This window comes from Collimonas fungivorans (genome assembly GCF_028292705.1).
Taxonomy (GTDB): Bacteria; Pseudomonadota; Gammaproteobacteria; order Burkholderiales; family Burkholderiaceae_D; genus Collimonas; species Collimonas fungivorans_B.
In genome coordinates, this window is sequence record NZ_JAQGLV010000288.1 from 1 (window position 1) to 14,491 (window position 14,491).

General features: G+C 60.4%; 12 protein-coding genes and 1 pseudogene. 1 reads left to right on the forward strand and 12 read right to left on the reverse strand.

Annotation, left to right across the window (positions count from 1 at the left end; translation table 11 throughout):
• The 6 genes from JWQ61_RS16040 to JWQ61_RS16065 all read right to left on the reverse strand — a co-directional run.
• On the reverse strand, positions 1-467 hold a 467-nt coding region (locus JWQ61_RS16040; RefSeq protein WP_304361407.1), incomplete at its 3' end, for a hypothetical protein.
• A 159-nt stretch (positions 468-626) separates the two neighbouring features.
• On the reverse strand, positions 627-1,160 hold the full coding sequence (locus JWQ61_RS16045) for a BON domain-containing protein (protein WP_304361408.1): 534 nt from the start codon (positions 1,158-1,160) through the stop codon (positions 627-629).
• A gap of 110 nt (positions 1,161-1,270) precedes the next feature.
• Complete coding sequence (gene pip / locus JWQ61_RS16050) at positions 1,271-2,257, reverse strand: prolyl aminopeptidase (protein ID WP_304361409.1); 987 nt, start codon at positions 2,255-2,257, stop codon at positions 1,271-1,273.
• Between the two features lie 130 nt (positions 2,258-2,387).
• Positions 2,388-4,463 (reverse strand): NADPH-dependent 2,4-dienoyl-CoA reductase, encoded by a 2,076-nt coding sequence (locus JWQ61_RS16055; RefSeq protein ID WP_304361410.1) that lies wholly within the window; start codon positions 4,461-4,463, stop codon positions 2,388-2,390.
• Positions 4,464-4,598: 135 nt separating this feature from the next.
• Positions 4,599-5,864 carry an SGNH/GDSL hydrolase family protein gene (locus tag JWQ61_RS16060; protein WP_304361411.1) on the reverse strand — a complete coding sequence of 422 codons (1,266 nt, stop codon included), beginning with the start codon at positions 5,862-5,864 and terminating at the stop codon, positions 4,599-4,601.
• 118 nt (positions 5,865-5,982) lie between these two features.
• Positions 5,983-7,092 carry a hypothetical protein gene (locus JWQ61_RS16065; RefSeq protein WP_304361412.1) on the reverse strand — a complete coding sequence of 370 codons (1,110 nt, stop codon included), beginning with the start codon at positions 7,090-7,092 and terminating at the stop codon, positions 5,983-5,985.
• A 216-nt stretch (positions 7,093-7,308) separates the two neighbouring features.
• Between JWQ61_RS16065 and JWQ61_RS16070 the strand changes: the two genes are divergently transcribed.
• Entirely contained in the window at positions 7,309-8,238 is a 930-nt protein-coding gene (locus JWQ61_RS16070; RefSeq protein WP_304361413.1) for a LysR family transcriptional regulator, read from the forward strand.
• A 7-nt stretch (positions 8,239-8,245) separates the two neighbouring features.
• Here JWQ61_RS16070 and JWQ61_RS16075 read toward each other — a convergent pair whose 3' ends face one another.
• The 6 genes and pseudogenes from JWQ61_RS16075 to JWQ61_RS16100 all read right to left on the reverse strand — a co-directional run.
• Positions 8,246-8,719 (reverse strand): TssQ family T6SS-associated lipoprotein, encoded by a 474-nt coding sequence (locus tag JWQ61_RS16075; RefSeq protein ID WP_304361414.1) that lies wholly within the window; start codon positions 8,717-8,719, stop codon positions 8,246-8,248.
• Positions 8,720-8,743: 24 nt separating this feature from the next.
• Positions 8,744-10,399 carry a serine/threonine-protein kinase gene (locus tag JWQ61_RS16080; protein ID WP_304361415.1) on the reverse strand — a complete coding sequence of 552 codons (1,656 nt, stop codon included), beginning with the start codon at positions 10,397-10,399 and terminating at the stop codon, positions 8,744-8,746.
• A 47-nt stretch (positions 10,400-10,446) separates the two neighbouring features.
• Positions 10,447-11,253, reverse strand: a complete 807-nt coding sequence (locus JWQ61_RS16085; RefSeq protein ID WP_304361416.1) for a PP2C family serine/threonine-protein phosphatase — start codon at positions 11,251-11,253, stop codon at positions 10,447-10,449.
• Entirely contained in the window at positions 11,246-12,436 is a 1,191-nt protein-coding gene (tagH, locus tag JWQ61_RS16090) for a type VI secretion system-associated FHA domain protein TagH (protein WP_304361417.1), read from the reverse strand. Before tagH ends, JWQ61_RS16085 begins: the two co-directional genes overlap by 8 nt.
• 277 nt (positions 12,437-12,713) lie before the next feature.
• Complete coding sequence (gene alaC, locus JWQ61_RS16095; protein WP_304361418.1) at positions 12,714-13,907, reverse strand: alanine transaminase; 1,194 nt, start codon at positions 13,905-13,907, stop codon at positions 12,714-12,716.
• 263 nt (positions 13,908-14,170) lie between these two features.
• A pseudogene (locus JWQ61_RS16100) lies at positions 14,171-14,491 on the reverse strand (hypothetical protein); the annotation flags it as partial.

Genomic DNA, 14,491 nt, shown 5'->3' on the forward strand with positions numbered 1-14,491 from the left:
TGGCTTTTCGCGCCAGCGGCGATGCCGTTCCAGGATACACCACCGCATTTGCCGGTCTGGCTCAGCAGCCAGCCTTGCAGCTGCCTGCCGATCACCAGCGGGCTGCTGCTGAAACACTCGCCTTGCGGCGGCGCCGGCATCTGCCTGACCGATACGAACAGCGGCCCCTTGGGTTCCACTATCGGTTCGCTGCCGCGCACTTTCCCGGTGCCCAGTTCGGCATTGCAATCGTAGCGGCGCCCGGAAGCATCGGCCGTGACGACGCCTACCATGCCGTGATTCATAGGATAAACGTTTTCGACAAATACATTGGCGCCTTTCGGATGCCTCAGCAGGCAGGCATTGGCGGCCTGCATCACATCCTTGTCGGTCAGCATGTCGCCGATGGACATCGACAGATCATCCGCCATCACCATATCGGATACCAGCAGAGCGCCAAACAGCAGGGGGATCAGGGACAGTTTCATAACTTACCTTTTGTTTTCCAGACACAGCGCGCTGGCTCATCCCGCGCGTCGCACGGCCACTCTAAACGGTTTGCCGTCTTTCGCAAACCGAAAATTCCTGGCGTCGATTGTTACGTTTCAACTTAACAATCGAAAGCCAAGCGGACATCCGGCGTCAATTTATTTGGCTGGCGGCAGCGGCACGGCGTTCGGCGCCAGCGGATAGGGCGGCTTGCTGTCGCCCGCCGTGCGCAGGTTAACAATCACGCGTTCGATATCCGGTTCAGCGCGGACAAAAGTTTCCAGCGTGGCTGCATCGATAGCCGGATCGGCGCTGCAACCCTCGATCCAGACGAAGCGGCGCTGGAACGTCAGCCACAGGCTGCTGTTGCGAGCGAAGCCCGGCTCGGCGGCAAAATGCGCTTGCACCGCGCGCGCGATCGGCGCGTCGTACAGGTAGGAATTCGGCTTGTCGCATTTTCCGGCCAGCCAGCAGGTGGTGCCGCGTTCGCTGCGCCAGTGCGTTTCCTTGCGCATCTCTTCTTCGCTCGCCAGCGGCCCCAGCGGCTGCGGGCAATCGGCGACGGCGCTGCGCACCTGGATGAATGGATCGTTGAACCAGTTTTTCAGGGTTTCGCCGCTGGCCGGCGAGATCATGCCGGCTGCCGCCAGCAAGACTGGCAATACATATCGCAAGCGAAGCGGTCGTGGCATACCGGATCTCCTGAATGATCAGCCATTGCAGCATTCTTCGGAGGGTAGGGCGCCCTCCGCTTGCATCGTGCCCGGCTCAGTTGCTGCTCAGTACCTGCTCGATTCCCTGCTCAAGCAGCGAACTTGTCGGTGGCCAGAATCAGCTGATGCAAGATGCCCGGCTCGCTATACGCATGGCCGGCATCGGCAACGATGTGCAGTTCCGCTTCAGGCCACGCTTTGTGCAAGGCCCATGCGGTTTTCGGCGTGCAGCAGACATCGTAGCGGCCTTGCACGATAACCCCGGGAATATTCCGCAACTGCGCGACATCGCGCAGCAACTGGTCATCGTCAAAAAAGCAGCCATGGGTGAAATAGTGATTTTCGATGCGGGCAAAAGCGATCGCAAATTCCGGTTCGTCGTGCGCTTCGGCCAACGCAGGATCGGGAATCAGCTTGACCGTGCTGCCTTCCCACACGCTCCATGCTTTCGCCGCCGCCAGCTTGGCGGTTTCGTCGGCACCCGTCAGGCGACGGCTGTAGGCTGCCACCATGTCTTGCCGCTCGGCCTCAGGAATCGGCGCCAGGAAATCTTCCCACTTGTCCGGGAACTGGCGCGACGCGCCGTCCTGGTAATACCATTGCACCTCTTCATGCGTGCCGGTGAATATACCGCGCAGCATCAGCTCGCTGACATGCTGCGGATGTTTCTCGGCATACGCCAGAGCCAGGGTGCTGCCCCAGGAACCGCCGAACACCAGCCATTTTTCGGCGCCCATCATCTCGCGCAACCGTTCGATATCGGCCACCAGATGCCAGGTCGTATTGGCTTCCAGGTTAGCGTGCGGCGTCGACCGCCCGCAACCGCGCTGATCGAACAGCATGACGCAATATTTTTCCGGATTGAACAGGCGCCGGTGATCAGCATTGCAACCCCCGCCCGGACCGCCATGCAGGAATACCGCAGGCTTGCCATCAGGATTGCCGCACAATTCCCAATACACCTGATGCCCGTCGCCCACATCCAGCAAGCCGGATTTAAAAGGTTCCAGCGGCGGGTACAAGCCCCGTAATTGCGGAGTGGCGGTTTGCTGCGCAGCGGGTTGGCTGGTTGTCATGAGATCGTTTCCTTGTGGGAGTCTGGAATGAAGATCATAAGCAACTATGGCGATGGCGTCCAGCGGGGGCTGTTAAATGGAGGCAGAGTAATTTTCGCAAAGAACCGCGAAAAAATCTGACCCCATTTAACTACAGTGCCGCGGCGAGTTCCGCGCCTTCGCGTATCGCACGTTTTGCATCCAGCTCGCTGGCAAACGACGCGCCGCCAATCACGTGATAACGCAAGCCCGTCTGCTGCGCCCTGGTTTTCACCGCCTCGCCCGGCTTGCCAGGCGCAATGGCCTCAGCCGGAATCAAGTCGTGCAAGGACTCCTGTCCGGCGCAGATCACCACGTTATCCACCGCCAGCAAGCGGTCCACGCCACCCACGCTGACATGCAAACCTTGGTCGTCAATCCGCTGGTAATCGACCCCCGCCAGCATCTGCACGCCATTCCGCTGCATCACACTGCGATGCACCCAGCCCGACGTCTTGCCCAAGCCCGCCCCCACCTTGCTCTGTTTACGCTGCAGCAGATGGATTTCCCGCACCGGCACGACCGTCGCAGCCGGCCGCAATCCGCCCGATTCCGCCGCCAGCGGATCGACGCCCCATTCATCCATCCATTCCGCAATCGGCACCGGCAAAGGCACATGCGCATCGTGCAGCAGGAATTCACACAAATCGAAACCGATGCCGCCGGCGCCGATCACCGCCACCCGCTTGCCGACCGGCGCCTTGCGCTGCAATACGTCGAGATAGGACAGCACCATCGGATGGTCGATCCCCGGCATGCGCAGATTGCGCGGCGTTACGCCAGTCGCCACGATGACGTCGTCAAAACCGAGCGCCACCAGCTGCTCGCGGCTGACACGCTGGTTCAGCTGCAGTGCGACGCCGGTGCGTTTGAGGCGGTGATGGAAGTAACGGATGGTTTCGCTGAATTCTTCCTTGCCGGGAATCTGCATGGCGATATTGAACTGCCCGCCGATCTGGGCCGCAGCCTCGAACAGCGTCACCTGGTGACCGCGTTCGGCTGCCACGGTAGCCGCAGACAAACCGGCCGGGCCGGCGCCGATCACCGCCACCCGCCGCGCTTTCACGCTGCGCCGGTACACCAGTTCGGTTTCATGGCAAGCCTGCGGATTGACCAGGCAGGTTGCGCGCTGGCGCTTGAAAGTGTGATCGAGGCAAGCCTGGTTGCAGCCGATGCAGGTATTGATTTCATCGGCGCGGTTCTGCTGCGCCTTCAGTACGAATTCGGGATCGGCCAGGAACGGCCGCGCCATTGATATCATGTCGGCGTCGCCTTCGGCCAGGATCTGCTCCGCCACTTCCGGTGTATTGATGCGGTTGGAAGCGATCACCGGGATCTTGACCGCGCGCTTGAGACGCGCCGTCGCTTCACGGAAGGCGCCGCGCGGCACCGAGGTGACGATGGTCGGGATGCGCGCCTCATGCCAGCCGACGCCGGTATTGATCAAGGTCACGCCGGCCTGTTCCAGCGCCTGCGCCACCGCCACTACTTCGGCGCCGGTATTGCCGCCTTCCACCAGATCCAGCAAGGACAAGCGGTACATGATGATGAAGCGCTCGCCGACCGCAGCGCGCATGCGCCGCACGATTTCCAGCGCCAGCCGCATGCGGTTTTCAATGCTGCCGCCCCACTGGTCCTGGCGCCGGTTGGTGCGCGGCGACAGGAACTGGTTGAGCAGGTATCCTTCGCTGCCCATGATTTCCACGCCGTCGTAGTCGGCGCGCTGGGCCAGCTCGGCGCAGCGCACGTAAGCCGCAATGGTGGACTGGATCCCGCTTTCGCTCAGCGCACGCGGCTTGAACGGCGAAATCGGCGACTTGATCGCCGAGGCCGACACCACGAACGGCTGGTAGCCGTAGCGTCCGGCATGCAGGATCTGCATCACGATCTTGCCGTCTTCTTCGTGCACGGCGCTGGTCAGGCGTTTATGGTTGTGGATGTCGCCCACGCTGTTCATGGTGCCGCCGAACGGCAACAGCCAGCCCTGTCGGCTGGGAGAAATGCCGCCGGTCACGATCAGGCCGACGCCGCCCTTGGCGCGCGCCCGGAAATATTCCGCCAGCTTCCCATAGTGGAAAAAGCGGTCTTCCAGGCCGGTGTGCATGGAACCCATCACTACCCGGTTCTTCAGGGTGGTGATACCGAGGTCGAGCGGGGCGAGCAGGTGCGGGTAGACAGGATGGGACATAGGTTTTTCCAAGAAGCGGTAGCGCTGCAAAAGTCGGTGACAGGCCGGAATCTACCTGAAAAGCGCCGGCAGATCGCTGAAACTGCCCTGTTTCAGCGGCGATTAGAGCCACTAACCTATTTCAAGGCATCCTAATCAGCGTGGCCCCAACAATGTTGCCAGATCAATCGCATCCGCCATGGCGCGGTAACCGCGGTCGCCAGGATGCAAATGGTCGCCGGAATCGAAGGCCGGCAGGAAGCGCCGCGGATGCTGCGGATCCCTGAGCACGGCGTCGAAATCGATGACCGCGTCGAATTCACCGCTGCTGCGTATCCATTGGTTCACCGCTTGCCGGGTCTGCTCCTTGCTCGCGGAATAATAGCCTTTCAGCTCCGTATCCTGCAATGCGCCCTCGAATGGCGTCAGGGTGGCGCCGACTATGCGTACATGGTGCAGGCGCGCCCGCGCTATCAATTGCCGGTAGCCATCGATCAGGCGCTCCGCAGCCAATGCAGGGTCCTGCGGCGTGAAGCTGCTGCCGGGCCAGCCGATGTCGTTGATGCCCATCAGCAGGATCACGCTGTCGAGGCCCGGCTGGTTCAGCACGTCGCGCTCGAAGCGGGCGAGGGCGTTGACGCCCATCTTGTCGCTCAACACCCTGGCGCCCGAAATGCCGGCGTTGATTACTGCAACGTTTTGCCTGGCCAGGCGCTGCGCCAGATGGTCGGGCCAGCGCTGGTTGCGGTCCGGGGTGGAGCCGGCGCCGTCGGTGATCGAATCGCCGAAGGCTGCCACTACGCGTGCCGCAGGCGCGGCTTCGACCAGGATCGTGCTGAGGAACAGGCGCGCCCCCAGGGTCTGGTCCGTCTTGATTGCAGAAGCAGCCGCGAGATTGCCTGGCACGATGTAGGCGGTCTGCTTGCCTTCCCAGTGAAAGGTAGTCAGCGGAGTTTTTTGCGGCAGGAAGATGCTGACCGCGACCCGGGCCAGCGGCGCCAGTTCGAGATCGACCGGATCGCTGACCGCTGGCGCTCCTGGCGCAATCGTCACGCTTGCGCGGCCGCCGAAGGTGAGGGCGCGGTCCGAACCGGCCGCGATTTCCGAGCCGCTGCCGGCCAGCGCGATATGCGCCGCGCCCACCGTCAGCGGTGTGGTGCCGTACTCGTTGGACAGCACTACCCTGGCCCGCTTGCCGCCCAGGCTGATCCTGGCGATCTGCCGTACGGTCTGGTTCGACAAGCTGGCCGGGATATTGGTCGGCAAGGCGAAACCGGCCTCCCAGGTCGGTTGTGGACTAGCGCTCCAGGTAGCGCTCCAGCCAGGCTGCGCGGGATCCTTGCCAGCCGCCAGTGTGCTGCTGACCGGCATTGCCAATGCAGACAAAAGGGCCAGTGCAGCGGTGATTTTCGGATAATTCATGAAGAGCTCCTTGAGTTTATCGGGAATTCGATAGCGCTAAGATAGGCTCTTCATATTGCGCATGGTAGAGGGTTGGATTGCATGATGCTCATTCCAATCAAGAATGAGCATCATCAGTCTAACGCTTGGAACAGATTTTCGGTGCGTTATACATCTTGTTCATGCCAAGCAGGGTCAGGTAGGTCTGGCCCAGGGCGATGTTGCGGAAGGCTTCGTCATTCAGGTAGGCATTCATCTCACTTGAAGTCTTGAGCTCGTCGGCATAGTTATAGGCCGGCTGCTTGTTCTTGTAGGCTACATAGTCGCTACCGGTGATGATACGGCTGGAATAGCTGTTGATGAAATTGGCATAGGTGTCGCGATACTTGCTGAAGTAATTCTGTTCCAGCACTCCCCAGGAAATATCCAGGTACAGATTAGGGAAGCCTTCCAGCAGGCTCTTCAGCAGAACAATGTGATTCAGGTGATCCATCGTTATCTGCTGGCTTGACATGCCGAGATGCAGCCAGATGATTTTGTTGTCCGGATATGTCGACAATATGTGCATCAGGAGCGGCTGATACTTGGTCGGCTCCCCGGTATCGTTGCCCAGATCGGAATGCAAGGTCAGCGGAATATTGCGTTCGCGCAGGATTTTCATGAAGTCCGCCCACTGGTCGATCTGGGCTGTGGTGACCGGCACATGGCCATTGGGGAACAAGGCTTGCTTCACCACATTGGCTTCGCCCATCAGCTTGAACAGCCCCGGATACTCCTTGTCGTATAGCGCAATCAGGGCCGGGATTTCGGCCGGTTTGGCCAGGTCCGGAAAGGTCATGGAAAACACCAGCTGGCGGTCCGGCGACTTGAACTCGGCAAAATTGGCGGCGTTGACGAAATCGTTCTTGATGGTCGGATTGGCCGGCAGGTCCCGGCAATCCTGGTAGGAGTCGCAGCCGGGACGCGCATCCCACGGCAGGCGCTGGCCGATGCCCATCACGCCGCCGAACACCACGCCGTTGTCGGCCATGAGCTGCAGCATGTCGTGGTAGGAAACCGACTCGCCGCCGAACGGGCGGAAGTGGATATGCGTATCGGCCACGGTCAGGTGCGGCTGGGTAGCGCGGTTGAAACAGGCGGGGCTGGGATTCTTGTAATCCTCCAGCGTCAGGCCGACGGCGGCGCCGCTGAAAGCCATCGCCAGCATCGCCGGCATGGCGGAACGGAATAGAAACCTGCAAACATTCATCGCAATCTCCTGGATTAGTGAATCGACAATGGAGTTGAAAATTTAACATGTCTGCCTTGCGCTCAAGCCATGGTCTTTTCTTAAAGTGCATGGCAAACCGCTAACGATGACTTTATATTAAATATTTCTTCATGGAAATGAATAAATCAGCAGCCTCTTCCCGATATATCGAAAGAAGACCGATAATCCGCTATTACCATTCCAGATCAGAATGACATGGACCAAATCAAGGCATGCCGCAGCTTCGTGCGGGCAGTCGAACTCGGCAGCCTGTCGGCAGTGGCGCGCGAGCAGCACAGCACGCAACCGACCATCAGCAAGACCATCGCCGCACTGGAAAAACAGCTCGGAGTGCGTTTGCTGGAGCGCAGCACCACCAGCCTGACCACCACCGAACAAGGCAAGCGTTTTTATGAGCGCGCCAAACGCGTGCTGGAAGAATTCAGCGAAGCAGTCAGCGACGCTCGCGGCCTGACCGAGAAGCCGACCGGCTTGTTGCGCGTCAATGCGCCGCTCGGCCTTGGCCAGTTGCGGCTGAACGCGCTGGTGCTGGAGTTCCTGGAGCTGTATCCGGAGATCGAGGTGGAGCTGATCCTGAACGACCGCTTCGTCGACCTGGTGGAGGACGGCGTCGACGTGGCGCTGCGGCTGGCCGGTTCGCTGCCGCCGAACATGATTGCACGCAAGATCGCCAGCGCGCAGCGCTACCTGGTGGCGGCGCCGGCCTACCTGGCGCGCCACCCGGAAATCCGGCGGCCCGAAGACCTGGCCAGCCATCGCTATATCGGTTTTGCGCGGCCGGCCAATGGCGAAGTGAGCCAGCTCAGCGGCCCGGGCGGCACGGTGCAGATTGCTACCCGCAGCGGCTACCTGGTCAACAGTTCGCTGGCGATACGCGAGAGTTTCCTGATGGGCGCCGGCCTCGGCATCTGTCCGTCATGGCTGGTGCACGACTTGCTCGAATCGGGCCAGCTGCGGCGCATCCTGCCGGCGTGGAGCGCGGCGGGGCAGGAAGCCTCGCTGCTGTATCCGTCGCGCCGCTACCAGTCACTGCGCGCCACGATTTTCATGAACTTCATGACAGAGCGGATCCCGCAGCTGCCGGGATTCTCCGCGCCAGACTTCGGGCGCCAGGTTCGCTCCTAGCGCGATCTTATTTTTTTGCGGTGATTGCGGCCGCCTTCTTGGCCTGGTTGAATACCGGGCCCCACAGCGGGTGGCCCTTTTCGCCGGCAGTCAGGTCAAAGCCGGGATCAAGCTTCAGGGCCTTGTCGAATTGCTGGCGGCACAGCTTTTTCCTGGAAGTCACGCAATAACTGAAGGCCATGTATTTCAGGGCTTCGGTCTGGGTCGGGATATCCGCCGACCAGATCTCGGGGGTATTGGTAAAGCGCTTGATGGCGGCGCTGTAACTGCCCTTGTTGTAAAGGGCGATGCCGTCGGTCAAGGCGGCTGGCGGCGCCGGTTGTTCTGGGACGGCGGCGGCAGTCGCTGCTGCCGTCGATCCGCCTGGCGTCGAGGCTGCCGTTGCCGGTTTAGTGATAGCGTCGAGACTGTCGCAAGCGCCAAGCATGACGGCTGCAGCCAGCATCACAAAACTGCTGATACGGGTAAAAGAGGGGATCATGACGCGTTCTTGGCTGAAATGCATTTAGTGGGACGAGAAATCGTAGTCGATATTACGCGATTTTTTCGGACTGACGTCAATTTCAAAAACACGATCAGGAAAACTCGGATTGACCACCTTGATCTGATGTTTGCCTTCCGACAGAAGCAGTTTTTTCAATGGCGGGCTGACGCCCTTCATGCTGCCGTCGACCAGCACCTTGCCCCACGGCTTAATGGTCAGCAAAACCACGCCGGTCGGATCGACCGCTTTGGCCTCGGCCGGCTTGGCCGTCGTCGCCGCAACGTTCTCCGCACCCTTGCCCTGCTCCGCCAGCCTGGTCCGCGCCGCTTCCGCATGCGGACCGTTCGGGTACTTCTGCAGGAAAGCGTTGATCTGCTGCGGCGTCACGCCATTAAGCTGTTTCAGTGTTTCCCAGACGATGGTTTCTTCGTCAAGGACCTGCTCAGCCGGCGTGGCGGCCAGCTTAGGCGCCGGCGGCGGCGCCGCAGGCACGGCAAGCGCGCGCGCCGAGGCAACCGGCATCTCCGGCAGCCGGGCCGGCTTGAGCCACAGGTAGGCGCCCAGCGCCAGCACGACAACGGCGGCGCCTATCCACCAGGCCGGAGCCTTCAACGGCTTGTCCAGCACGCTTGGGGGCGCCGCCGCCCGCTTGCGTGCGCGCCTGTCGTCGGCGATGGTCGGTTCGTCGCCCGGCTTCTTGCGGCTGGCCAGGCGGAATGCGATCGGGCCGGAAGCTTCATTGTCCGGCATCGGCATCGGCACCGACAGCTCCAGGTCCAGCAACTTGCGGAATTCTTCTATCGATTGCGGGCGGTCGTCCGGCTTGACTGCCAGGCCCTTGTCGATGGCGGCCAGGAACTCCTTGCTGAAACCGCTGTACTCACCCTCCTGCAGGCAGGCTATCGGGTCCTTGATCATGCGCGCCACGGAGGTCGGCGGCGCGCTCTTGACGATGGCGAAATAGATCACCGCCGACAGCGAATAGATATCGGTCCACGGCCCCTGCTTCATCATGGCGTCGTCGGCGTACTGCTCGATCGGCGCGTATCCCGGCTTCAGGATCACCGTCAGCGAATGGGTCATGTCGCCGATGATCTGGCGCGCCGCGCCGAAGTCCAGCAGCACCGCTTCGCCGCTTTTCTGGATCATGATGTTGTCGGGCGAGATATCGCGATGCAGTATCTGCACCCGGTACATGGCGTCGAGCGCTTCCAGCATCGGCTTGAGCATGCTTTTCAGCCAGGCTTCGGTCACCTGCGCCGGCGAATTCTGCACCACGCTTTTGAGAGTGCGGCCTTCATAGTAGCGCATCGCCATGTAGGCGGTGTTGTTCTGTTCCCAGAAGCGGTAGACCTTGATCAGCGCCGGATGGTCGAATTGCGCCAGCAGGCGCGCTTCCTTGATGAAACTCTTGAGGCCGATGGTGAAGGTTTCGCGGTGGCGCTGCGACCGCACCACCACTTTTTTATCCGGCCCGCGCCCGGCAAACGCGCCCGGCATGTATTCCTTGATCGCCACCATGCGCCGCAACGAGCGGTCGAAAGCAAAATAGACAATGCCAAAACCGCCTTCGCCGATCACGCCGATGATTTCGAAATCGGCCAGCCGGGTGCCTTTGGGCAGGCAGTTTTCGACAGCCGTCGTTTCTTGCGGATCAAGCGGCTTGGCGTTTTGCATATTCTCTGGATTCGGCGTTTTAATATTATTTTGGACAGCTGTCAGCACTAACGGCTCGCTGAAGGTCGAGGCTCAGCGACATGAATTGTAAACGCAGTACAGTTATCCAGCGGACTATTGGAGGCGCTGCCGTTTTTTTCGACGATGCCATGCATCAGGTCCAGCCAATCCTGGGCAGAACTGGCCTGGCTTGCAGCCTGCTCCATCTCCGCCTCGCTGATCCACTCCCAGAAGCCATCGGAACAGATCAGGAAGGCGTCGCCGTCCTGTATCTGGACCGCGTTCTGGATCACCTCGGCAGGCGCGCTGCCCTCGACGCCGACGGCGGCGCTCAGGATGCTGCGGCGCGGATGCCTGCGCAACTGGTCGGGGGAGCAATGGCCGGCATCGACGAACTGCTGGATCAGGCTGTGGTCCTTGGTTGCGCTGAGCAGCTTGTGGCGGCGGAACAGATAGACGCGGGTATCGCCCATGTGGCCCCACAGCGCGCAACGGTTGGTTTGATCGATCAGCAGCACCGCCACCGTCGAGCTCATGTCTTTCAGGCGCGGGATCTGCGCCTGGCGCCGGTTCAGCTGCGCCACCGAGTGCTCGATATAGGATTGCAACGCGCGCGGGCCGAACGAAGCTTCTTCGACAAACATTTCCATGATCGAATGGACCACGATATTCGAGGCGATCTCGCCGCCGTACTGGCCGCCGACGCCGTCAGCGACAATCACGCAAGCCAGGTCTTCCTGCAGCACGCTGCCCCAGGAATCCTGGTTGACCTGGCGGCCGCCGGCGTGGCTCAGCTGCGCCAGGCTCAGGGCAACCGGCACCGCCATGTCGGCCAGCAGCGATTGCTCAGGCATGCTGCGTCTCTCTTCTCTGCTTTTCCACTTTTCTTTCGTAAGCCTGTAAAAATGCCTTGCCGAACAAGGTCTGGAAATCGTCCTGCGAGGATTCCGCGATAATCCGCTGGTAACGCTCAGCATAGGCATCCCATAACTTTGCCTTGCGCTTGGACGGCATCAGCGCATCGAGCATGCCGCCTTTTTTCGAGCGCCGCTCCATGACTTCAGGATTGAAACGCTGCAGCATCTCGTTCATGGTGGCGCGCATGCCGGAAACCACGCCCACCTGGTGCGCCTGCAAATCCTGGTAAGCGTCCTGCATGGCTTCGGTGGCGCCCATGAAACCCGGCATTTTCTTGCGCAGCATCTGGATCAGCACGGTCTGGCTGTCGGAAAAGAATTTCAGCGGATTATTATTCCTGACCACTACCTTGGTCACATCCGCATGCGCTTCGCGTTTTACCAGCGCGCGCGAGGCGTTCAGGTCTATCGTGCCCTGCACCGCCGTCGCCAGCAGCTTGCCGACGATTTCCATCATTTCCGGCGTCAGTTCCGACGCCAGGGTGCCGGCAGGCAGGCCGGCGCCTTTCATGAACGCCTGCACCAGCGCTTCGCCCGATGCGGACGGTTCGACCGGGCTGTCTTCGCCGAGGTCGGCCGGCGCCGGATTCGCCGCCGCCCGGGGGATCGTGTTCAGCGGACGCACCGGCGAGGTCGGCAAAGCCGCATTGGCAGTTGCCGCCAGCTCCAGGTTCAATTGCGCGAGCGCCGCCAGGCGGGTCTCGGATACGCTCAGCAAAGGCTTGCCGCCGCTTATCCGTTTCACCGGATTGGCCGATGGCTGGCCGGACTGGTTGGTCATGTCAGGGTTATCTTTCATTAAGTTGAGCTGCGCCTCCGCGCGCAATAAGTACAGTCCGATCTGGATTTCGTCGCCTATCTGTAAATCGTATTCTTCCTCGGCATCGATCTCATGTCCGTTCAGCAGTATCGGATTGGCGCGGCTGAGATTGGTGATGGATTGGCGGATGCCGTCGCTCTTGATCTCGGCCTGGATGCGCGAGACGAAATTCCTGGGATCGGCCAGCACGAAATAATTTTCTTCGCTGCGGCCCAGGGTTTTCGGCTCGCGGCCGAACACGGCCGACAAGGGCGATTCGGGCGCCACATTGTTGTAAGAAATAACACTAATTTTTATCATCGAATGGGTTTCCAGCCGCACCTGATCTGGCGCAAAAAGCCTGAGAGAATCGTTGCATGCCTGGCTGCAAGTTCCATGCCCAAGAAATGCCTGCTGAAATCGGTCGGAGAAGCCCGTAAAACCTGGTAATTCGAGGGTTTTCAACCTGCAAAACTGCCCTCTCTTGTCATCCGTGGTGACGTTTTCTGTCAGCTGGGAGCGAGATCAAGGGAAGGCGTGCAAATTTGGAAATAGCGGGACAGGGCGGCACCCTGTCCCGTAAAGAGGACGAACGCCCTCAGGACTGGCGCAACATGGCCTTGATGCCGCGCACCGCCTGCCGGATCCGGGCTTCGTTTTCGATCAGCGCAAAGCGCACATACTCGTCGCCGTATTCGCCAAAACCGATGCCGGGCGAGACGCATACCTTGGCTTTTTCCAGCAGCTGCTTGGCAAATTCCAGCGATCCCAGATGGCGGTAGGCTTCCGGTATGTGCGCCCAGATGTACATCGATGCTTTCGGGATGTCCACCATCCAGCCGGCTTCGTGCAAACCCTTGGCCAGCACGTCGCGCCGGCTCTGGTATTTTGCGCAGATATCCTTGACGCACTGCTGGTCGCCTTCCAGCGCCGCGATCGCCGCTACCTGCACCGGCGTGAAGCTGCCGTAGTCGTGGTAACTCTTGATGCGCGCCAGCGCCGCCACCAGTTCCTTGTTGCCGACCATGAAGCCGATGCGCCAGCCGGCCATGTTGTAGCTTTTCGACAGCGTGAAAAACTCCACCGCGACATCGCGCGCGCCCGGCACCTGCATGATGGACGGCGCCTGCCAGCCGTCGAAGACGATGTCGGCATACGCCAGGTCGTGCACCACCAGGATGTTATGTTCCTTGGCCAGCTTGACCACGCGCTCGAAGAATTCCAGCTCGACGCATTGCGCGGTCGGATTCGACGGGAATCCGAGCACCATCATTTTCGGCTTCGGATAACTTTCCCGTATCGCCCGCTCCAGCTCGGCGAAAAAATCCACGCCCGGACTCATGCGCACCGAACGGATGTCGGCGCCGGCGATCACCGCGCCGTAGATGTGGATCGGATAACTCGGATTCGGCACCAGCACCGTATCGCCGCGATCCAGCGTCGCCAGCATCAGGTGCGCCAGTCCTTCCTTGGAGCCGATGGTGACGATCGCTTCGGTATCCGGATTGAATTCGACGTCGTAGCGTTTCTTGTACCAATGGCTGATCGCGCGCCGCAGCCGGGGAATGCCCTTGGACGCGGAATAGCCGTGGGTGTCGGGCCGTTGCGACACCTCGACCAGCTTGTCGACGATGTGCTGCGGCGTGGCGCCGTCGGGATTACCCATCGACATGTCGACAATATCCTCGCCACGGCGGCGCGCCGCCATTTTCAGCTCGGCGGTGATGTTAAAAACGTAGGGAGGAAGACGATCGATGCGCGAAAATCTGCGCGGAGTTGGGGATTCAGACATGTTTTCTTTCACGTTAGCGCCCGGAACCGTCCGAGCGACGTTGGAACGGATTTCCATTTGGATGGAATGTTCCAGCGACGATTCTATTGAACATCCGGTTATTGCGCAACGAAGAAAATGCGTCTGGCTACGAGGAAGTGGGTAGTCAGCGTTTTAGGTAACGACGAACGAAGGCCGTCGAATGCTGCCGCCATGCTCCATAGCCCGTTAAATGGGATCAGAGTAATTTTCGCAAAGGGCGCGAAAAAAAACTCTGACCCCATTTAACTGCTTTTGACTTTGATGTTGCAGTTCTCTTTCAAGAACTTCATGGCGCGCGTGTATTTGAGATCGTCATCGTCGACCAGGTATTCCTCCGCATCCGGCAGGAATTCATCCTCCCACAAAGACAGCAGATTGTCCTTGATCTCGAACGGCGCCGAACTCCGGATAAACGCCGAGACCGCCGCGCTGTCGAAGCCGTGCTCGCGCACCCGCCGGATCATGGACCTGGCCTCGGTCTCCGACACCGTCGTCTTCGGTTTCACACCCGACGCGATGCACATGAAGATGGTCAGCCGCGAATACGGATCTTCCTTGCCTTT